Genomic DNA, 18,626 nt, shown 5'->3' with positions numbered 1-18,626 from the left:
AGGGGTCTAGCATGGCTGAAGCCACAAAAAAACCGAGGCCGGAATACCGGAACATCGGGCTTGGGCAAATATTGTTCGCATACCGCCTGCCACTCGCGGGGCGCGTGTCGATCGGCCACCGCGTGAGCGGTGCGCTGCTGTTCCTGTTCTTGCCTTTCCTGCTGTTCCTGTTTGACCAGAGCCTCACTTCGGAGCTCAGCTTCGAGGTCTTCAAGGGCTTCCTCTCCAACATCGTCGTCAAGCTCATCGTGCTGGTCCTCGGATGGGCGTTCCTGTTTCACTTCTGCGCCGGCGTACGCCATCTGTTCATGGACTTCAGCCATGACCTCGTGAGCAAGGAAAAGGGCAAGTCGACCTCGCTCGTGGTCGTTGTCATCTCCACGGTTCTCACGATCGCCTTCGCGGCCAAACTCTTCGGAGCGTTCTAATAATGTCGGCTAAAAACGGTATCGGTCCGAAGCGTCTCGTCGTGGGCGCTCACTACGGCCTGCGCGACTGGATTGCCCAGCGCGCCACCGCCGTGATCATGGCGATCTACACGGTCGTGCTGCTCGCGCTGTTCTTCGGCGCACACGATTTTTCGTACGACGGCTGGGCCTCGATCTTCTCCGCGCAGTGGATGAAGCTCGCCACGTTCGTCACGCTGCTCGCGCTGTTCTATCACGCCTGGGTTGGCGTGCGCGACATCTGGATGGACTACATCAAGCCGGTCGGCCTGCGCATCACGCTGGACGTCCTCACGATCGCATGGCTGCTGGGCAGCCTCGGCTACGCCGCTCAGATTCTCTGGAGAGTGTAAAAGAATGGCTGCAATCAAGAATTCTCTGCCGCGTCGCAAATTCGACGTGGTCATCGTCGGCGCGGGCGGTTCGGGGATGCGCGCTTCGCTGCAACTGGCGCGTGCTGGCCTCTCGGTCTGCGTGCTCTCGAAGGTGTTCCCGACGCGTTCGCACACGGTTGCGGCGCAAGGCGGCATCGGCGCTTCGCTCGGCAACATGAGCGAAGACAACTGGCACTATCACTTCTACGACACGATCAAGGGTTCCGACTGGCTCGGCGACCAGGACGCGATCGAGTTCATGTGCCGTGAAGCACCGAACGCCGTCTACGAACTCGAACATATGGGCATGCCGTTCGACCGCAATGCGGACGGCACGATCTACCAGCGTCCGTTCGGCGGCCACACGGCCAACTACGGCGAAAAGCCGGTGCAACGCGCTTGCGCGGCCGCTGACCGTACCGGTCATGCGCTGCTGCACACGCTGTACCAGCAGAACGTTGCAGCGAAGACCACGTTCTTCGTCGAATGGATGGCGCTGGATCTGATCCGCGACGCCGAAGGCGACGTGCTCGGCGTGACCGCGCTCGAAATGGAAACGGGCGACGTCTACATCCTCGAAGGCAAGACCACGCTGTTCGCCACGGGCGGCGCGGGCCGTATCTTCGCAGCTTCCACGAACGCGTTCATCAATACCGGTGACGGCCTCGGCATGGCGGCCCGCTCGGGCATCGCGCTGCAGGACATGGAGTTCTGGCAGTTCCACCCGACCGGCGTGGCCGGCGCGGGCGTGCTGATCACCGAGGGCGTGCGCGGCGAAGGCGGCATTCTGCGCAACTCGAACGGCGAGCGCTTCATGGAGCGCTATGCGCCCACGCTCAAGGACCTCGCGCCGCGTGACTTCGTCTCGCGCTCGATGGACCAGGAAATCAAGGAAGGCCGCGGTGTCGGCGCGCACAAGGACCACGTGCTGCTCGACCTCTCGCACATCGGCGCCGAGACGATCATGAAGCGTCTGCCGTCGATCCGCGAAATCGCGCTCAAGTTCGCGAACGTGGACTGCATCAAGGAACCGATCCCGGTCGTTCCGACGATTCACTACCAGATGGGCGGCATCCCGACCAACATCAATGGTCAGGTCGTCGGCACGCCGAAGGGCCACGAAGAAGTCGTCAACGGCTTCTACGCCGTGGGCGAATGCTCGTGCGTCTCGGTGCACGGTGCAAACCGTCTGGGCACGAACTCGCTGCTCGACCTCGTGGTGTTCGGCCGCGCTGCCGGCAACCACATCGTCAAGCACGTGAAGGAGCTCAAGGAGCACAAGCCGTTGCCGGCAGATGCCGCCGACTTCTCGCTCGCGCGCCTCGCGAAGCTCGACAACTCGACCTCGGGCGAGTACGCGCAGTCCGTCGCGAACCAGATCCGCGGCTCGATGCAGAAGCACGCTGGCGTGTTCCGTACCTCGGCGCTGCTTGCGGAAGGTGTCAAGGACATCGCGCAGGTTACCGAGCAGGCGAAGCATATCCACCTGAAGGACAAGTCGAAGGTGTTCAACACCGCGCGCGTCGAAGCGCTCGAAGTGGCGAACCTCGTAGAAGTTGCGCAAGCAACGATGGTGTCGGCGGAAGCCCGCAAGGAAAGCCGCGGCGCGCATGCACAAAGCGACTACGAACACCGCGACGACGAAAACTGGCTGCGCCATACGCTGTGGTTCAGCGAAGGCAACCGTCTTGAATACAAGCCGGTTCACATGAAGCCGCTGACCGTCGAGTCCGTGCCGCCGAAGGCGCGTACGTTCTAAGGCACACGCCAGTCAAAAGGAATTTGGAAATGGCCAAACGTATTTTTGAAGTCTACCGCTACGACCCGGACAAGGACGCGGCGCCGCGCATGCAGTCGTACGAGCTGGAAATCACGCACGAGCGCATGCTGCTCGACGCGCTGGTCAAGCTCAAGGAACTGGACGAGACGCTGTCGTTCCGCCGCTCGTGCCGCGAAGGCGTGTGTGGTTCGGACGCCATGAACATCAACGGCAAGAACGGACTGGCGTGCCTCACGAACCTGAACGAGCTGCCGCAGAAGATCGTGCTGCGTCCGCTGCCGGGCCTGCCTGTCGTGCGCGACCTGATCGTCGACATGACGCACTTCTTCAACCAGTACCACTCGATCAAGCCGTACCTGATCAACGACACGCCGCCGCCCGAGAAGGAGCGTCTGCAGTCGCCCGAACAGCGCGACGAGCTCGACGGCGTGTACGAGTGTATTCTGTGTGCGAGCTGCTCGACGTCGTGCCCGAGCTTCTGGTGGAATCCGGACAAGTTCGTCGGCCCGGCAGGTCTGCTGCAGGCTTACCGCTTCATCGCGGACAGCCGCGACGAAGCCACTGGCGAGCGTCTCGACAACCTCGAAGACCCGTACCGCCTGTTCCGTTGCCACACGATCATGAACTGCGTCGACGTTTGCCCGAAGGGGCTGAACCCGACGAAGGCGATCGGCAAGATCAAGGAACTGATGGTTCGCCGCGCGGTTTGACGCTGCGTACCTGAAATAAGCGAAATGGAATCGCATCAGTCTGACCCCCATCGCCGCGCGCGCCTTCGCTGGCGCGCACGGCGCGGTCTGCTCGAAAACGATCTGATTTTCGAGCGTTTTTTCGACCGCTACGAGCATGACCTCAGCGACGCCGACGTGGGTGCTCTCACACGCCTGCTCGAGCTGAGCGATAACGACCTGATGGACTTGCTGCTTGCGCGCAAGGAACCAGAAGGCGACCTTGCCGACCCGGACGTGAAGCGGGTGCTGGAGCTGCTTCGCAACGTTTGAGATGCTGCGGCGTTTGCAGGTGTGCCTGCGAGCGCCGCGCCGAACGACACTATCGAATCCCGTGTTTACCTTCGATTGAGGATGTGCTATGACCCCGTCTGATGTAAAAGCCACGCTATCGTTCAGCGATAATTCGCCGAGCGTCGAACTGCCGATCTACAAGGGCTCGATGGGCCCGGACGTGATCGACATCCGCAAACTGTACGGTCAGACCGGCAAGTTCACGTATGACCCGGGCTTCATGTCGACGGCGGCGTGCAACTCGGCCATCACGTACATCGACGGCGACAAGGGCGAGCTGCTTTATCGCGGCTACCCGATCGACAACCTCGCGCAGAACGCCGATTTCCTCGAAACCTGCTACCTGCTCCTGAAGGGCGAGCTGCCGAACCTCGCGCAAAAGACCGAGTTCGTGAAGACCGTCACGCAGCACACGATGGTGCACGAGCAGATGCATTTCTTCTTCCGTGGCTTCCGCCGCGACGCACACCCGATGGCGATTCTGGTCGCTGCGGTGGGCGCGCTTTCGGCGTTCTACCACGACTCGCTCGACATCAATAACCCGCGTCACCGCGACATCTCGGCCATCCGCATGATCGCCAAGCTGCCGACGCTGGTGGCGATGGCGTACAAGTACTCGATCGGCCAGCCGTTCGTGTACCCGCGCAACGAACTTTCGTACAGCGCGAACTTCATGCACATGATGTTCTCGAACCCGTGCGAAGAGTACAAGATCAATGACGTGCTCGTGCGCGCGCTCGACCGCATCCTGATCCTGCACGCCGACCACGAGCAGAACGCTTCGACCTCGACCGTGCGTCTGTCGGGTTCGTCGGGCGCGAATCCGTTCGCGTGTATCGCTGCCGGTATCGCTTGCCTGTGGGGCCCGGCGCACGGCGGTGCGAACGAAGCCGCGCTGAACATGCTCGAAGAGATCGGCTCGGTCGACAACATCCCCGAGTTCATCAAGCAGGTCAAGGACAAGAACTCGGGCGTGAAGCTGATGGGCTTCGGTCACCGCGTCTACAAGAACTACGATCCGCGCGCGAAGCTCATGCGCGAAACGTGCCACGAAGTGCTCAACGAGCTCGGCCTGCACGACGATCCGCTGTTCAAGCTCGCCATGGCGCTCGAAAAGATCGCTCTGGAAGACGAATACTTCGTGTCGCGCAAGCTGTACCCGAACGTCGACTTCTACTCGGGTATCGTGCAGCGCGCACTGGGCATCCCCACGTCGATGTTCACCTGCATCTTCGCGATGGCGCGCACGGTGGGCTGGATCGCGCAGTGGAACGAAATGATCGCCGACCCCGAGCAGAAGATCGGCCGTCCGCGTCAGCTCTTCATCGGCAGTACGCCGCGCGAAGCGAAGCCGATCGCGCAACGGTAAGCCGAGTGGTTTTCACGCGGCGCGCTGCGTGAGACCAAGCTGAGCGAAACGAAAATGCTCCGACCGGGTTTGCCTGGTCGGGGCGTTTCTCTTTCAAAGTTTCTCTTTCAAATCCACCCATCGATCTTCAGCCCACTCGCTTTCTCGGCCTCTTCGCGCGAGACTTCGCGCACGGTCTGGCCGAAGCTCCACACATGGCCTTCCGGGTCGCACGCCACGTAGACGCGGTCGCCGTAGAACTGGTCGTCGGGCTCGTGCAAGATCTTCGCGCCCGCCGTGCGTGCACGTTCGCAGTGCGTATCGATTTCGCTCTTCAGCTGCACGTGCACCGACTGCGTGTTCTTGCCCTCGAGCGCGGCGGGGCTCGTGGCGGGCATGCCGGGCCACTCGCCGCAAATCATCACGTAGCCGTCTTCGAAGCGCATCTCCGAGTGGCAGAGCTTGCCGTCAGGCGAGGTCACGACGAACTGGCGCGTGAAACCGAACGCCTTTTCGAGCCAGTCGAGCGCTGCGAACGGATCGCGGTAGTAGAGGGCTGCTCCGAAAGCCGGACGTTTAGAGGTTCTGTTCATGATTGTCTCCTTGAGTTGTGACCGGACCTGACGCTTGAGTGCCGGGTCCGGTCCCATGCAAAGCGGTGGGCGAGGACCGCGTGGGTACACGAGCCGCGAATCCGGCAGCAGCGCAATTTGTGTGCGTGGTAGCCTCATTCTGCCGCTGTGCTGCGGATATCCGAGCATCCGTGGAGCGCGCACCCGTCATTACCTGCGGGGTAATCGCCAGCGTTCGTGCGCTCGCCGACTATGAGGTTATCTGCCACGCAGCAATCTCATCAACGAAAGGAGCGACGACCATGAACCACGATGCGCGTCTTGCGACCCTGCCTGGCTTTATCCGCGTGAACGACCATACTGCGCTGCACTATCGCGACTGGGGCACGGGCGCACCGCTCGTTTTCCTTTCGGGCTGGACGCTCAACGCCGACATGTGGCAGTACCAGGGCGTGCCGCTCGCGAAAGACGGTTTTCGCTGCGTGGCGTACGACCGTCGCGGGCACGGACGTTCGAACGATCCCGGGCAAGGCTACGACTACGATACGCTCGCCGACGATCTCGAGGCCGTGCTCGACGCGCTCGATCTCTCGGGCGTGACGCTCGTGGGACACTCGTTCGCGAGCGGCGAAATCGTGCGCTATTTGAGCCGTCACGGCGCGCGGCGCGTGGCGGGCATCGTGCTGCTCGCGCCGGCCTCGACGCCTTATCTGCTCAAGACCGCCGACAACCCCAACGGCCTCGACGCAAGCCTGTTCGCGGCCTCGCTCGACGAGATCCTGACTTCGTTTCCCGACTGGATCGAGCGGCGCGCGCTGGAGTATTTCGCGCCCGGCACTTCGCGCGCCGCGATCCAGTGGACCGCCGACATGATGCTGCGCGCCTCGCTCCACGCGGCGGTGCAGTTGAACCGGATTCAGACCTCGACGGACTTTCGCCGCGAACTTGCGCGCATCGACGTGCCCGCGCTCGTGCTGCACGGCGATAGCGATGCATCGGCGCCGCTCGAGTTGACTGGCAGGCCCACTGCGGCGCTGCTCGTGCGTGCCGCGCTCAAGGTCTACGAAGGCGGCACGCACGGCATGTACCTGAACCAGGCTGCGCGTGTGAACGCGGATATCGCTGCCTTCGCGCGCCTTTGCACGGCGTGAATTGTCGATGCCGGGCGAGCGGCCGCCGGGTTGGCCGCCGTTCGTCCACAGCCGCCCACGGCGAATCCTTTATGATGGAGCGCGCCCCAATTCCTGAGCCGCTCCATGTTTTTTGCCGCGAACTCCCTGCACCGCCGCCTGAGCATCGCCATCGGTACGCTGGCGATTTTCGTCGGCCTGCTGGGCTCGCTCGGCACTTTCCTGGTGGTGCGCAGCCTCGCGAGCGAATTCAGCGCGAGCCTGCGCGATGCCGCCGCGCACGTGCAGTCCGGCGTGCCGCACCGTCATGCCGGGCCGAGCAGCGAGCCGAACGGCGTGCGTCTTCCCTCCGACGACCTCGTCGTGCAGATCTGGTCCGCCCACGACACTACCGCGCCCAGCCGCACCAGCGACCCCGACATCGCGCTGCCGCGCGCGCCGAAGGGCTACTCCTCGCTCCAATACGATGGCGAGGCCTGGGACGTCTTCGCGCTCGCCACCGGCGACGAGCAGATCCAGGTCGCGGAGTCGCGCAGCATGCGCAACCGCAATGCGCTGCGCGTGGCGTTCTGGAGCCTGCTGCCGGTGCTCGCGCTGCTGCCGCTGCTCGCGTTGACGATCGCCGTGACTGTTCGGCTTTCGCTGCGGCCGCTGGAGCGCGTCGGGCGGCGCGCGGCGAAAGTCGATCTGCACGAACTCAAGCCGCTCGATGCGCGGAAGGCGCCTGTGGAACTGCGACCCTTCGTCGAGTCGATCAACCGCATGATCGAGCGCCTTTCGGTGCTCTTGAACGCCGAGCGCAAGTTCATCGCCGATGCTGCGCACGAACTGCGTTCGCCCATTTCGGCGATGCAGTTGCAGATCGACAACCTGCGCGCCGCGCCGCCCGATCAGTACCACGAACGCTTCGAAGAACTGCGGCGCGGCGTGGCGCGCACGGGTTCGCTGGTGTCGCAATTGCTCGGCCTTGCGCGCGCCGAGATCGGCGGCGCGCAGCGCGCGGTCGCCGACATCGCATTGCCGCAACTCGTGACCGACGTGCTGGCCGATCTGCTGCCGCTCGCCGATGCGCGCAGCGTGGATCTGGGCGTCGAGCGTCTGGACGACGCGAGTGTGCGGGCGACCGAGGCAGATATGCGCATGCTGGTGCGCAATCTGGTCGACAACGCGGTTCGTTACGGGCGCGAGGGCGGGCGCGTCGACGTGACGGTGCGCCGCGATGCGCAAACGGCCACGATCGAAGTGACCGACAACGGCCCCGGCATTGCCGTGGAAGACCTGCCGCATGTGTTCGACCGCTTCTTTCGCGCGCGCGGCAACGACGCCGAAGGCAGCGGCCTTGGGCTTGCGATCGCGCAGGCGCTGGCGCAGCGTTACGGCGCTCGCGTGACGCTGGAAAATCGCAGTGACGGGCAGTCCGGCATCGTCGCGCGCATCGAGCTGCCGCTGACCGGAGGCGAACCACACTCGCCGACGCAACCAGATACTGAGGAAAACTGAGCAATGCGGATTCTCCTGATCGAAGACGATCTGCTGATCGGGCCGGCGCTGCTGCGGGCATTGAAGGACGCCACATATAGCGTCGACTGGGTGCGCACGGGCGAGAGCGGCCGCGCGGCCATCCGCGACGGCTCGTACACGACCGTGCTGCTCGACCTGGGCCTGGGCGACATGAACGGCCTCGACGTGCTGCGCGGCCTGCGCGAAGCCAACGACGCCACGCCGGTCATCATCATCACCGCGCGCGACGATGTGGATACGCGCGTCGAAGGCCTCGACCTCGGCGCCGACGACTACCTCGTCAAGCCGTTCGAGAGCAAGGAGCTGCTCGCGCGCATTCGCGCGGTGGTGCGGCGCAAGTCGGGCTTTGCTTCGTCGACGATGGGCAGTGCGCGCGTGACGCTCGACATGAATGCGCGGTGTCTCGCCTTCGACGGTCGGACCGACGATCTTTCGGCGCGCGAGTACGCGCTCATGCTCGCGCTGCTGGAGCGGCCCGGGGCGATTCTCTCGCGCCAGCAACTCGAAGAGCGACTCTACGGCTGGGGCGAGGAGGTGGAGAGCAATGCCGTCGACGCCGTGATCTACAGCGTGCGGCGCAAGTTCGGCCACGCTGTCATTCGCAATGTGCGCGGGCTGGGCTGGGCCGTGTGCGTTTGATCGTCGACGTTTGACGTCCGCCGTAAAAAGAAAAAAACGGCGAGCGTGGTGCTCGCCGAATGGCATGCGAAGCGGGGGAGGCGCCTGGGCGCACGCCGAAACCGGAGGCTATGAAGGTGAAGTGCGGGCGGCGCTATCGTAGCGATGAGGCGCTCATGAGGCCAGCAGCCGCTGCCACGGATGCGCGCGCCACGCGGTCGCGAGCGCGCCGACCCAGTCGGCTTCGTTCTGCGCGAGATGGCGGTCCGCATGGATCGCGACGAGGCACAGGCTCAGCACCTCGGCGCGCAGCGCCGGATCTTCGAGTTCGCGCATGACTTGCTGCATCACACCGGAGTCGAGCTTGCAGGCGTCGCTCCAGTTCAGGTGCGCGTTCGTGAGCAGATCTTCGCAAAGGTCTTGCAGGATCGTGCCGAATTCACCGGGCGCGAGGCCGAGCCGGTCCGCGATGCGCGCGTGATGCACGGCCGCGAGTTCGTCGGCGCTGAGATGGCCATCGGCAAGCAGGGCGATGGCGACGATCCGGCCCGCAGCCTGCGGGCTGTTGCTGGTGTAGGTTCGCATGGTCGGGTGTCCCTGAAGAGAGGTGGAAGCATCGAGGCGCGGCCGTTCAGTCGAACAGGTCGCCGAACCACGATTTGCGGCGGCGTCCATGGCCGCCTTGACGTTCGTGCGCGCGGCGCTGCCCGTGATCGTCGAGGCGTTTGCCGTGATGCGAGCCTTGCTGCGCACTGTAGCCGTCGTCGAGATATTGCGGCGAGACGGCGCGCGATGCCGCTGCGCGGTCGATCAGTTTGTCGAGCTTGCCGCGATCGAGCCAGACGCCGCGGCATTGCGGGCAGTAGTCGAGTTCGACGCCTTGACGTTCCGAGATCGCGAGCGTGGTGTCAGGGCAGTTCGGGCATTTCATGATGCGCTCCAAAGAGATTGACAGTCGCAGCCGGTGGACCCGGTGCTGCGGGCCGGCGCGGCTGCGATGGAATTCATCCTCGCAGAGAAAAATGAGCGAAAAATGAGGACGGCGCTTTTGCCTTCGATCCGCTTACCGTGCTTCCAGACTGCCGCCCTCGTGGTCATGCGGCCGGGTCTTGATGAGCGACACCACCACGCCGCCCGCGAGCAGCGCCGCCGTCACGCCGAGGCTCAGCAGCGCGGGAATCTTGCCCACGATGCCCACCAGAAAGATCTTCGCGCCGATGAAAACCAGCACGAGCGCGAGCGCATGCTTGAGGTAGTAAAAGCGGTGCGCCATGGCCGCGAGCGCGAAGAACAGCGCGCGCAGGCCGAGCACGGCGAAGATGTTGCTCGTGTAGACGATGAACGGATCGGTGGTGATCGAAAAGATCGCCGGGATCGAATCGACGGCGAAGATCAGATCGGCGAACTCGACCATCAGCAGCGCCACCAGCAGCGGCGTGGCGAAACGCTTGAGCTTGCTGGTCGACGGATGCGCGCGCCGCACGATGAACGCGCCGCCTTCGAGCTGCGGCGTGACGGGCAGTACGCGGCGGATCAGGCGCAGGATCTTGCTGTCTTCCACGCCGTTTTTTTCGCTGGCCTTCCCGCTTGCCTCTTCCTTCGAGCCGAGCAGCATCTTCACGCCGGTCACGGCGAGAAAGAGGCCGAACACGAACAGCATCCACTCGAACTGCGCGACCAGCGCCGCGCCGAGCCCGACCATGATCGCACGCAGCACCAGCACGCCGACGATGCCCCAGAACAGCACGCGATGCTGATACACGCGCGGCACCGCGAGCGCGCCGAAGATCGACGCGATCACGAACACGTTGTCGAGCGAGAGCGATTTTTCGATGAGGTAGCCGGTGAGGTACTCGGTGGCCGGCGCGGCGCCAAGCTGCCACCAGATGAAGCCGCCGAACAGCACGCCCACTGCGATATAGCCGAGCGAGAGCCACAGGCTTTCGCGGATGCCGATCTCGCGGTCGTCGCGATGGAGCACGCCCAGATCGAGCGCCAGCAACACGATCACCACCGCGAGGAAGGCGGCCCAGAGCCAGGCAGGCTGTTCGAGGAAGCTGGCAGTGAAAAGCGGCGGGAGCATGGGGCGGTCCTTATCGTGATGGTGTGATGCCGTGCTGCATGGGGCGCGTTCGGGCCTCGGCCCAAACGTCAGCGTAACGACGAAGAATGAGGCGTGAATGAGGGAGGCGAATGCGAGCGCTTTGGCATAGGAGGCTCGATGTTTGACATGGATCCAGCGAAGAGACTTATGTTTCGCGCTTCGCTTATCCCCGAAAAATGCGGTGCTAAATTTGTCGGCTTTGAAAACAACGAGGAATGACAAGAATGACGCCAATCAGAGCGGGCATGGTCTGCGGTCTTGCGGTGGCATTGAGTGCCTGCGCCGGTCTTCAGAATATCGACCCCAATGCCGCGGTTTCGGCCGGATCGACGCTGCTCAAAGCCGCGAGCCTTTCGGATAACGACGTGATGACCGTCTCGGTCGAGGCGTGCCAGGCGAGCGATGCGAAGTCTCCGGTCGCGGCGCCCGGCAGCGCCTATGCGAAGCGGCTCGCGAGCGTGATGAGCGGCTTCGGCGACATGGCCTTGAACGGGCAGAAGATCGACTACAAGGTCTACATGCAGAAGGATGTCAACGCATGGGCCATGGCGAACGGCTGCGTGCGTGTCTATAGCGGCCTGATGGAGATGATGAGCGACGACGAACTGCGCGGCGTAATCGGGCACGAGATGGGGCACGTCGCGCTGGGCCATTCGAAGAAGGCGATGCAGACTGCCTGGGCCGTGAGCGCGGCCAGAACAGCCGTGGGCGCCACCGGCATCTCGGGCGCGGCGGCGTTGAGCTCGTCACAGCTCGGCGACCTGACCGAGAAGTTCATCAACGCGCAGTTCTCTCAGTCCCAGGAGCGCGCGGCGGACGACTATTCCTTCGATCTGCTGAAGAAGAAGGGCATGAATGAGCGCGGACTGGTCACGGCGTTCCAGAAGCTGGCGACGCTCGACGGTGGCCAGAATTCGATGATGAGTTCGCATCCGTCCTCGCCAAGCCGTGCCGAGCACATTCAGAACCGGATCAATAAGGAAGGGTGATGGGGGGCAGACATGCATCGAACGGAGTTTGATGCGTGTCAGGTGTGCGTCCGGACTTCATCGCTACGATGCCTGCTTTCACTTTGCTCCGGCGCCACACATGATTGCCCGCTTTCTCTTCGTCCCGCTGTGTGTTGCCGCATTGACGGGCAGTGTTCATGCTCAGGCCGGTGGGCCGCCGATTCCGCTCGATACGCCAGTCCGGCAATACGGCGGCCCACTCCAGCAGAACCTCAACACTGCGATCGCACCGGCTGCAACGAACCCGTCGAGGTTCGACAAGCGCTGCCGGGATCTTGCCGATTCCTATAGCGAGTCGTTCAGGTCGCCGGGTCCGGCCCAGTCAAACGCGGTTGTTCCGAACTACGGCGAGAGCGGCGAGCAGATCAATACCATGCAGGCATACCACCAGCGACAGGATGCCGAGAAGGCGTTTCGCGACGCCGGCTGCCGATAAAAGCCGGCCTCAGAACTGATAGTTAATCGAAATATCGCAGACCCCATCGGTTTTGCTCTGGATGATCGGGCTGTCTGCGGCGCTGCCTAGCAGGCGCCGCAGGGCGCCATCGGCGCTGACGAACCAGTGCTTGTTCACGAAATACACCATCGTGATGCCGAAACCCGCCGACTTCAGGCCCGCGCTGGCACTGTACTGCCGGTAGCCGGAAGCGGCAGCTTGCTGCGGCGTCACGCCGAACCAGCTTTGCATGTAGTTCGAGTCGGCGAAGGTCACTGAGGGGCCGGCGAACCAGTAAAACGTCTCGTTGCTGCCAGGCAGCGGCATATAGGCGCCCAGGTCGGCGGTCCAGCCGTTCGAGCCGCCGAAGCTGCGCGTGAACGCCGCGCGAAATACCAGCGGAAATTCCTTCGACACGACATATTCCGCAGCCAGTTTCATTTCGGGCGCCGGGTTGATGTTGCCGAGACCGTTCAGGTGCTCGGGGTCGTCGTGGCCGCGCCGCCCGAGATCGTAGGCGGCGGCCACGCTCATGCGCCAGTTTTGGCCCTGCAGAACGTTTACGCCGAAGCCTTCGCCGGTGGAGCCGAACAGGAGGTCCTTGTAGCGGATGTCGATGCTCGGCCCGACGAGCATGTGATAGCGCTCCGAGCCGTCGTAGCGCGGCTGGAAGGTTGCGCCGACGCCAAGGCGCGCCTCCAGGGGCGGCCGGTCGGGCTCGAACAGCTTTTCCAGCGGGATGCCGGCGGAATACTGCCACTCGCCGAGCGGCGAAGGCGTTTGCGCCATGACGTGCGGCGCGAAGGCAGCGAGCATGCAGGCCGCGGCGGCGAGCGGCGCCCTCTGCAGAGCGCAAGGGGACTTCCTTCGGGGCATGCGAGGTGCGAAAAGCATTGGGCCTCCGTGATTGCCTGATGGGACCTGTTCCTGGAGTGAGCAGACCACAGGCGCGCGGTGTCTGTTCATTCAGTGTGATGGAACCATATTCTCGCCGTCCGTGCGGCGTCGCGCGTCACGCAATCGGCGTGCCGGCCCGCACAGCCTTCGGAAAAACAACCGGAAAAACAAGGGTTTCCCGGCGCGCGTACGCAACGGCGCAGCCGTGAACGGCTGGCGCCGCTCGCCGGGTAACATCGATACAGGTATCGTCACTACCACCCAACTCACTGTTTTTTATCGCTTTTTTTCGCCCGCGGCGATGCGGGCGGCGCGTTTCGCGTGGCATAATCGGTTCACAACATCGATTCATAACGCACCATCCCCGCGGTCACTCGCAGTCATTCAATCCCCGCATATCATGGCAAAGACGCTCTACGACAAGTTGTGGGACTCCCATGTGGTCCACACGGAAGACGACGGCACGACGCTCCTCTATATCGACCGTCAGCTGCTGCACGAAGTCACCAGTCCGCAGGCATTCGAAGGACTGAAGATGCACGAGCGCCCGGTGTGGCGCATCAGCGCGAACCTGGCCGTTTCCGACCATAACGTGCCCACCACGGACCGCAGCCACGGCATCGCCGACCCGGTCTCGAAGCTCCAGGTCGACACGCTCGACGCGAACTGCGACGCCTTCGGCATCACGCAGTTCAAGATGAACGACCAGCGCCAGGGCATCGTCCACATCGTCGGTCCGGAGCAGGGCGCGACGCTGCCGGGCATGACCATCGTTTGCGGCGACTCGCATACTTCCACGCACGGCGCGTTCGGCGCGCTTGCACATGGCATCGGCACTTCGGAAGTCGAGCACGTGCTGGCCACGCAAACGCTCCTGCAGAAGAAGAGCAAGAACCTGCTCGTGAAGGTCGAGGGCCAGCTGCCGCGCGGCTGCACCGCGAAGGACATCGTGCTCGCCATCATCGGCAAGATCGGCACGGCGGGCGGCACGGGCTACGCCATGGAGTTCGGCGGCTCGATGATCCGCGGTCTCTCCATGGAAGGCCGCATGACCGTGTGCAACATGGCGATCGAAGCCGGCGCGCGCGCGGGCATGGTCGCCGTGGACGACACTACGATCGACTACCTGAAGGGCCGCCCGTTCTCGCCGCAAGGCGTGGAGTGGGATCAGGCCGTCGAGTACTGGAAAACCTTCAGTAGCGACGACGGCGCGCAGTTCGACCGCGTGGTCGAGCTCACCGCCGCCGACATCGTGCCGCAGGTTACCTGGGGCACGTCGCCGGAGATGGTCACCTCGATTGACGGCCGCGTGCCCGATCCCGAGCGCGAAAAGGACCCGGTCAAGCGCGACGCGATGGAACGCGCGCTCCAGTACATGGCGCTCGAGCCGAACACGCCGATCGAGTCGATCAAGCCCGACAAGATCTTCATCGGCTCGTGCACCAACGCGCGCATCGAAGACCTGCGCTCGGCCGCTTACGTCGTGAAGAAGCTCGGCCGCCGCGTGGCGTCGAACATTCGTCTCGCGATGGTCGTGCCGGGCTCGGGCCTCGTGAAGGCGCAGGCCGAGCGCGAAGGCCTCGACAAGGTGTTCACGGAAGCGGGCTTCGAATGGCGCGAGCCGGGCTGCTCGATGTGCCTCGCGATGAACGCCGACCGCCTGGAGCCGGGCGAGCGTTGCGCGTCCACCTCGAACCGCAACTTCGAGGGTCGTCAGGGCGCGGGCGGACGCACGCATCTCGTGAGCCCGGCCATGGCCGCCGCAGCGGCAATCGAAGGGCATTTCGTCGACATTCGCAAGCTGGCTTGAGCACTGAACCAGGAACAAGGAAAAGAGCGATGAAGGTCTCTGCACTCGCGCGTCGCGCGGCGTTATTCGCCATGGCGGGGTGGCTCCTCGCGCTGGCCGGCTGCAACACCGTGGCCGGCGTGGGCGAGGACATCAGCGGCGCGTCGCGCGCAGTGCAGAAAAAGCTCTAACCCGCCTGGCTTGCTGCCGGCGCTTTCGGCTTCGTCCTGAAAGCGCCTGGCGCGATCAGCATCCATCAGGATCACGGATCATGGAAAAATTCATCGTACACACCGGCGTCGTGGCGCCGCTCGATCGCGAGAACGTGGACACCGACGCGATCATCCCGAAGCAGTTCCTCAAGTCGATCAAGCGCACCGGCTTCGGCCCGAATGCCTTCGACGAATGGCGTTACCTCGACCACGGCGAGCCGGGTCAGGACAACTCGAAGCGCCCGCTGAACCCGGACTTCGTGCTGAACCAGCCGCGCTATCAGGGCGCATCCATTCTGCTCACGCGCAAGAACTTCGGCTGCGGCAGCTCGCGCGAGCACGCACCGTGGGCGCTCGATCAGTACGGTTTCCGCGCGATCATCGCGCCGAGCTTCGCCGACATTTTCTATAACAACTGCTTCAAGAACGGCCTGCTGCCGATCGTGCTCTCCGAGTCGGACGTCGATCATCTGTTCAACGAAACGAATGCGTTCAACGGCTTCCAACTCACCGTCGATCTGGACAAGCAGGTCGTGCGCACGGTGGACGGCGCGAAGGAATACCCGTTCGAAGTGGCCGCGTTCCGCCGCTACTGCCTCCTGAACGGCTTCGACGACATCGGCCTCACGCTGCGCCACGCCGACAAGATCCGCCAGTTCGAAGCCGATCGCCTCGCGCGGCAGCCGTGGCTGAAGAACCGCGTCATCTGATCAACGCAGAACGACATACAACGAGGAATCACAGGATGAAGATTGCAGTGTTGCCGGGCGACGGCATTGGTCCCGAGATCGTCAAGGAAGCCGTCAAGGTGCTGGGCGCTCTGGGCGAGAAGTTCGAGCTCGAAGAAGCGCCCGTTGGCGGCGCGGGCTACGAGGCGAGCGGCCATCCGCTGCCCGAGGCTACGCTCGCGCTGGCGAAGGCCGCCGACGCGATCCTGTTCGGTGCCGTGGGCGACTGGAAATACGACAAGCTCGAGCGCGCGCTGCGTCCCGAGCAGGCCATTCTGGGCCTGCGCAAGCATCTGGAGCTGTTCGCAAACTTCCGTCCGGCGATCTGCTATCCGCAATTGACGGGCGCTTCGTCGCTCAAGCCGGAAATCGTTTCGGGCCTCGACATCCTGATCGTGCGCGAGCTGAATGGCGACATCTACTTCGGCCAGCCGCGCGGCACGCGCGAAGCGCCGGACGGCAATTTCAAGGGTGCGCGCGAAGGCTTCGACACGATGCGCTACGCCGAGCCCGAAGTGCGCCGCATCGCGCACGTGGCCTTCCAGGCCGCGCAAAAGCGCCAGAAGAAGCTCACCTCGGTCGACAAGGCTAACGTGCTCGAGACCTCGCAGTTCTGGAAGGACATCATGATCGATGTCTCGAAGGAATACCCGGACGTCGAGCTCTCGCACATGTACGTCGATAACGCCGCCATGCAACTCGTGAAGGCGCCCAAGGCGTTCGATGTGGTGGTCACCGGCAACATGTTCGGCGACATCCTCTCGGACGAAGCCGCGATGCTCACGGGCTCGATCGGCATGCTGCCCTCGGCCTCGCTCGACAAGAACAACAAGGGCCTGTACGAGCCTTCGCACGGCTCGGCGCCGGACATCGCGGGCAAGGGCATTGCCAATCCGCTCGCGACCATTCTGTCGGCCGCGATGATGCTGCGCTACTCGCTGGGCCGCGCCGAACAGGCGGACCGCATCGAGAATGCGGTGAAGAAGGTGCTCGAGCAGGGCTATCGCACCGCCGATATCGTCACGCCGGACTGCAAGCAGGTCGGCACGGCCGCAATGGGCGACGCGGTGGTCGCGGCGCTGTAAAGCCATCGCGAAAGGGCATGCCTCGGTTGAATCAGGCGTGCCCTTTTTTCGAGGCGCGGGTTTAAAACGGCAGCGCCGATAAGGCGCATCGAAAATAGTGGAAAATGCGGGTAGCCCCGCGCGAAATTGCGGTTTTCGTGTATATTGCTCCGATGGCGACGATCCCCCAGATCACCTTTGTTTCGAAAATCCACGGCACGGCCCGTGCGATTTCGCTCGCTATCGCCACGCAAAACACCACGAAAACGATTATTACCAAAACGATCATCACTCGTTGATCGCTCGTCGTGCCCGCTCAATTCCCCGCGCGGCCACGCCGGGCGAGCGAAGCGGGGAAGTTGTCCATTTCAAGGGTTAATCATGAACGTAGGTCTCGTAGGTTGGCGCGGCATGGTCGGGAGCGTGCTGATGCAGCGCATGCAGGAAGAACGCGATTTCGACCTGATCGAACCGGTGTTTTTCAGCACCAGCAACGCAGGCGGCGCAGCGCCGTCGTTCGCCAAAAACGAGACGAAGCTCAAGGACGCGAACAGCGTCGATGAGCTCAAGAAGTGCGACATCATCATCACGTGCCAGGGCGGCGACTACACCAATGAGGTCTATCCGAAGCTGCGCGCGGCTGGCTGGAACGGCTACTGGATCGACGCGGCTTCCTCGCTGCGCATGAAGGATGACGCGGTCATCGTGCTCGACCCGGTCAACCTCGACGTCATCAAAGACGCACTCGTCAAGGGCCAGAAGGATTTCATCGGCGGCAACTGCACGGTCAGCCTGATGCTGATGGCACTGGGCGGCCTGTTCCGCGAAAACCTCGTCGACTGGATGACGGCCATGACGTACCAGGCTGCTTCGGGCGCAGGCGCGCAGAACATGCGCGAACTGCTCTCGCAGATGGGCGCGCTCAACGCCGCCGTGGCCAGCGACCTCGCGAATCCGTCGTCGGCGATTCTCGACATCGACCGCAAGGTGCTCGCCACCATGAACAGCGACGCCATGCCCACGGCGAACTTCGGCGTGCCGCTCGCGGGCTCGCTGATCCCCTGGATCGACAAGGACCTCGGCAACGGCATGTCGAAGGAAGAGTGGAAGGGCGGCGCCGAAACCAACAAGATCCTCGGCAAGCCTGCCATGGGCGAGCCGGGCTCGATTCCGGTCGACGGTCTGTGCGTGCGCATCGGCGCGATGCGCTGCCACTCGCAGGCGCTCACCATCAAGCTCAAGAAGGACGTGCCGCTCGACGAGATCGACGGCATCCTCGCTTCGGCCAACGACTGGGTCAAGGTCGTGCCGAACCAGCGCGAAGCTTCGATGCGCGATCTGTCGCCGGCAGTCGTCACGGGCACGCTTTCGGTGCCGGTCGGCCGTCTGCGCAAGCTCGCGATGGGCGGCGAGTATCTGTCCGCCTTCACGGTCGGCGACCAGCTCCTGTGGGGCGCCGCCGAGCCGCTGCGCCGTATGCTGCGCATTCTGCTCGACAAGTGAATGAATTAAACTACGCGCCTAATGACGCGTAGACAGGGTGATAAAAGCGCCGCGCCAGTCGCGGCGCTTTTT

Annotated in this window: 22 protein-coding genes; 17 read left to right on the top strand and 5 right to left on the bottom strand. The window is 63.6% G+C overall.

The window, feature by feature from the left end:
- Positions 1-11 precede the first annotated feature (11 nt).
- From sdhC to gltA, 6 genes are all read left to right on the top strand, one after another.
- On the top strand, positions 12-428 hold the full coding sequence (gene sdhC / locus P5W99_RS25120) for a succinate dehydrogenase, cytochrome b556 subunit (protein WP_421026021.1): 417 nt from the start codon (positions 12-14) through the stop codon (positions 426-428).
- Positions 429-430: 2 nt separating this feature from the next.
- Positions 431-799, top strand: a complete 369-nt coding sequence (gene sdhD, locus P5W99_RS25115; protein WP_035531259.1) for a succinate dehydrogenase, hydrophobic membrane anchor protein — start codon at positions 431-433, stop codon at positions 797-799.
- A gap of 4 nt (positions 800-803) precedes the next feature.
- Positions 804-2,579, top strand: coding sequence for a succinate dehydrogenase flavoprotein subunit (gene sdhA, locus P5W99_RS25110; protein ID WP_035531261.1), 1,776 nt, complete (start codon positions 804-806; stop codon positions 2,577-2,579).
- Positions 2,580-2,608: 29 nt separating this feature from the next.
- Positions 2,609-3,310: a succinate dehydrogenase iron-sulfur subunit gene (locus P5W99_RS25105; RefSeq protein ID WP_035531265.1), complete on the top strand. Its 702-nt coding sequence runs from the start codon at positions 2,609-2,611 to the stop codon at positions 3,308-3,310.
- Between the two features lie 24 nt (positions 3,311-3,334).
- Positions 3,335-3,601: a succinate dehydrogenase assembly factor 2 gene (locus P5W99_RS25100; protein ID WP_027797784.1), complete on the top strand. Its 267-nt coding sequence runs from the start codon at positions 3,335-3,337 to the stop codon at positions 3,599-3,601.
- Positions 3,602-3,689: 88 nt separating this feature from the next.
- Positions 3,690-4,991, top strand: coding sequence for a citrate synthase (gene gltA / locus P5W99_RS25095; protein WP_421026020.1), 1,302 nt, complete (start codon positions 3,690-3,692; stop codon positions 4,989-4,991).
- Between the two features lie 107 nt (positions 4,992-5,098).
- Here gltA and P5W99_RS25090 read toward each other — a convergent pair whose 3' ends face one another.
- Positions 5,099-5,563, bottom strand: coding sequence for a VOC family protein (locus P5W99_RS25090; RefSeq protein WP_421026019.1), 465 nt, complete (start codon positions 5,561-5,563; stop codon positions 5,099-5,101).
- Between the two features lie 281 nt (positions 5,564-5,844).
- Between P5W99_RS25090 and P5W99_RS25085 the strand changes: the two genes are divergently transcribed.
- The 3 genes from P5W99_RS25085 to P5W99_RS25075 all read left to right on the top strand — a co-directional run bounded on the left by P5W99_RS25085 (position 5,845) and on the right by P5W99_RS25075 (position 8,832).
- Positions 5,845-6,693, top strand: coding sequence for an alpha/beta fold hydrolase (locus P5W99_RS25085; RefSeq protein ID WP_434663613.1), 849 nt, complete (start codon positions 5,845-5,847; stop codon positions 6,691-6,693).
- A gap of 105 nt (positions 6,694-6,798) precedes the next feature.
- On the top strand, positions 6,799-8,172 hold the full coding sequence (locus P5W99_RS25080) for a sensor histidine kinase (RefSeq protein ID WP_421026017.1): 1,374 nt from the start codon (positions 6,799-6,801) through the stop codon (positions 8,170-8,172).
- A 3-nt stretch (positions 8,173-8,175) separates the two neighbouring features.
- Positions 8,176-8,832: a response regulator transcription factor gene (locus tag P5W99_RS25075; protein ID WP_421026016.1), complete on the top strand. Its 657-nt coding sequence runs from the start codon at positions 8,176-8,178 to the stop codon at positions 8,830-8,832.
- 153 nt (positions 8,833-8,985) lie between these two features.
- On the opposite strand, the gene P5W99_RS25070 is transcribed toward P5W99_RS25075, so the two are convergent.
- The 3 genes from P5W99_RS25070 to P5W99_RS25060 form a co-directional block, all read right to left on the bottom strand.
- Positions 8,986-9,396, bottom strand: a complete 411-nt coding sequence (locus tag P5W99_RS25070) for a TerB family tellurite resistance protein (RefSeq protein WP_421026015.1) — start codon at positions 9,394-9,396, stop codon at positions 8,986-8,988.
- A 46-nt stretch (positions 9,397-9,442) separates the two neighbouring features.
- On the bottom strand, positions 9,443-9,742 hold the full coding sequence (locus P5W99_RS25065; RefSeq protein ID WP_421026014.1) for a zf-TFIIB domain-containing protein: 300 nt from the start codon (positions 9,740-9,742) through the stop codon (positions 9,443-9,445).
- A 132-nt stretch (positions 9,743-9,874) separates the two neighbouring features.
- Positions 9,875-10,894 (bottom strand): TerC family protein, encoded by a 1,020-nt coding sequence (locus P5W99_RS25060; RefSeq protein ID WP_421026013.1) that lies wholly within the window; start codon positions 10,892-10,894, stop codon positions 9,875-9,877.
- Positions 10,895-11,139: 245 nt separating this feature from the next.
- On the opposite strand from P5W99_RS25060, the gene P5W99_RS25055 reads away from it, so the two are divergent.
- A complete protein-coding gene (locus P5W99_RS25055) occupies positions 11,140-11,904 on the top strand; it encodes a M48 family metalloprotease (RefSeq protein ID WP_421026012.1) in 765 nt (254 codons plus the stop codon).
- A gap of 100 nt (positions 11,905-12,004) precedes the next feature.
- On the top strand, positions 12,005-12,361 hold the full coding sequence (locus P5W99_RS25050) for a hypothetical protein (protein WP_434663607.1): 357 nt from the start codon (positions 12,005-12,007) through the stop codon (positions 12,359-12,361).
- Between the two features lie 9 nt (positions 12,362-12,370).
- On the opposite strand, the gene P5W99_RS25045 is transcribed toward P5W99_RS25050, so the two are convergent.
- A complete protein-coding gene (locus tag P5W99_RS25045) occupies positions 12,371-13,177 on the bottom strand; it encodes a MipA/OmpV family protein (protein WP_421026010.1) in 807 nt (268 codons plus the stop codon).
- Positions 13,178-13,658: 481 nt separating this feature from the next.
- On the opposite strand from P5W99_RS25045, the gene leuC reads away from it, so the two are divergent.
- The 6 genes from leuC to asd all read left to right on the top strand — a co-directional run bounded on the left by leuC (position 13,659) and on the right by asd (position 18,554).
- Positions 13,659-15,068 (top strand): 3-isopropylmalate dehydratase large subunit, encoded by a 1,410-nt coding sequence (leuC, locus tag P5W99_RS25040; RefSeq protein ID WP_421026009.1) that lies wholly within the window; start codon positions 13,659-13,661, stop codon positions 15,066-15,068.
- 29 nt (positions 15,069-15,097) lie between these two features.
- On the top strand, positions 15,098-15,238 hold the full coding sequence (locus tag P5W99_RS25035) for an entericidin (RefSeq protein ID WP_421026008.1): 141 nt from the start codon (positions 15,098-15,100) through the stop codon (positions 15,236-15,238).
- An 80-nt stretch (positions 15,239-15,318) separates the two neighbouring features.
- Positions 15,319-15,969: a 3-isopropylmalate dehydratase small subunit gene (gene leuD, locus P5W99_RS25030; RefSeq protein WP_434663604.1), complete on the top strand. Its 651-nt coding sequence runs from the start codon at positions 15,319-15,321 to the stop codon at positions 15,967-15,969.
- 35 nt (positions 15,970-16,004) lie between these two features.
- The gene (gene leuB / locus P5W99_RS25025) at positions 16,005-17,072 is read left to right on the top strand and encodes a 3-isopropylmalate dehydrogenase (RefSeq protein WP_421026006.1); all 1,068 of its coding nucleotides are present in this window, start codon (positions 16,005-16,007) and stop codon (positions 17,070-17,072) included.
- A gap of 104 nt (positions 17,073-17,176) precedes the next feature.
- Positions 17,177-17,350, top strand: coding sequence for a hypothetical protein (locus P5W99_RS25020; RefSeq protein WP_421026005.1), 174 nt, complete (start codon positions 17,177-17,179; stop codon positions 17,348-17,350).
- Positions 17,351-17,432: 82 nt separating this feature from the next.
- Complete coding sequence (asd, locus tag P5W99_RS25015) at positions 17,433-18,554, top strand: aspartate-semialdehyde dehydrogenase (RefSeq protein WP_421045229.1); 1,122 nt, start codon at positions 17,433-17,435, stop codon at positions 18,552-18,554.
- Positions 18,555-18,626 lie beyond the last annotated feature (72 nt).

Source organism: Paraburkholderia sp. A3BS-1L, from assembly GCF_051125215.1.
Taxonomy (GTDB): domain Bacteria; phylum Pseudomonadota; class Gammaproteobacteria; order Burkholderiales; family Burkholderiaceae; genus Paraburkholderia.
Note: the sequence above shows the minus strand (reverse complement) of the source record. Positions and strands in the feature narration are given on the sequence as shown.

Excerpts from the sequence above, each read along its gene's own strand:
- sdhC (WP_421026021.1), top strand. The coding sequence starts at position 12 with ATGGCTGAAGCCACAAAAAAACCGAGGCCGGAATACCGGAACATCGGG.
- sdhD (WP_035531259.1), top strand. The coding sequence starts at position 431 with ATGTCGGCTAAAAACGGTATCGGTCCGAAGCGTCTCGTCGTGGGCGCT.
- sdhA (WP_035531261.1), top strand. The coding sequence starts at position 804 with ATGGCTGCAATCAAGAATTCTCTGCCGCGTCGCAAATTCGACGTGGTC.
- P5W99_RS25105 (WP_035531265.1), top strand. The coding sequence starts at position 2,609 with ATGGCCAAACGTATTTTTGAAGTCTACCGCTACGACCCGGACAAGGAC.
- P5W99_RS25100 (WP_027797784.1), top strand. The coding sequence starts at position 3,335 with ATGGAATCGCATCAGTCTGACCCCCATCGCCGCGCGCGCCTTCGCTGG.
- gltA (WP_421026020.1), top strand. The coding sequence starts at position 3,690 with ATGACCCCGTCTGATGTAAAAGCCACGCTATCGTTCAGCGATAATTCG.
- P5W99_RS25090 (WP_421026019.1), bottom strand. The coding sequence starts at position 5,563 with ATGAACAGAACCTCTAAACGTCCGGCTTTCGGAGCAGCCCTCTACTAC.
- P5W99_RS25085 (WP_434663613.1), top strand. The coding sequence starts at position 5,845 with ATGAACCACGATGCGCGTCTTGCGACCCTGCCTGGCTTTATCCGCGTG.
- P5W99_RS25080 (WP_421026017.1), top strand. The coding sequence starts at position 6,799 with ATGTTTTTTGCCGCGAACTCCCTGCACCGCCGCCTGAGCATCGCCATC.
- P5W99_RS25075 (WP_421026016.1), top strand. The coding sequence starts at position 8,176 with ATGCGGATTCTCCTGATCGAAGACGATCTGCTGATCGGGCCGGCGCTG.
- P5W99_RS25070 (WP_421026015.1), bottom strand. The coding sequence starts at position 9,396 with ATGCGAACCTACACCAGCAACAGCCCGCAGGCTGCGGGCCGGATCGTC.
- P5W99_RS25065 (WP_421026014.1), bottom strand. The coding sequence starts at position 9,742 with ATGAAATGCCCGAACTGCCCTGACACCACGCTCGCGATCTCGGAACGT.
- P5W99_RS25060 (WP_421026013.1), bottom strand. The coding sequence starts at position 10,894 with ATGCTCCCGCCGCTTTTCACTGCCAGCTTCCTCGAACAGCCTGCCTGG.
- P5W99_RS25055 (WP_421026012.1), top strand. The coding sequence starts at position 11,140 with ATGACGCCAATCAGAGCGGGCATGGTCTGCGGTCTTGCGGTGGCATTG.
- P5W99_RS25050 (WP_434663607.1), top strand. The coding sequence starts at position 12,005 with ATGATTGCCCGCTTTCTCTTCGTCCCGCTGTGTGTTGCCGCATTGACG.
- P5W99_RS25045 (WP_421026010.1), bottom strand. The coding sequence starts at position 13,177 with ATGCTCGCTGCCTTCGCGCCGCACGTCATGGCGCAAACGCCTTCGCCG.
- leuC (WP_421026009.1), top strand. The coding sequence starts at position 13,659 with ATGGCAAAGACGCTCTACGACAAGTTGTGGGACTCCCATGTGGTCCAC.
- P5W99_RS25035 (WP_421026008.1), top strand. The coding sequence starts at position 15,098 with ATGAAGGTCTCTGCACTCGCGCGTCGCGCGGCGTTATTCGCCATGGCG.
- leuD (WP_434663604.1), top strand. The coding sequence starts at position 15,319 with ATGGAAAAATTCATCGTACACACCGGCGTCGTGGCGCCGCTCGATCGC.
- leuB (WP_421026006.1), top strand. The coding sequence starts at position 16,005 with ATGAAGATTGCAGTGTTGCCGGGCGACGGCATTGGTCCCGAGATCGTC.
- P5W99_RS25020 (WP_421026005.1), top strand. The coding sequence starts at position 17,177 with ATGCGGGTAGCCCCGCGCGAAATTGCGGTTTTCGTGTATATTGCTCCG.
- asd (WP_421045229.1), top strand. The coding sequence starts at position 17,433 with ATGAACGTAGGTCTCGTAGGTTGGCGCGGCATGGTCGGGAGCGTGCTG.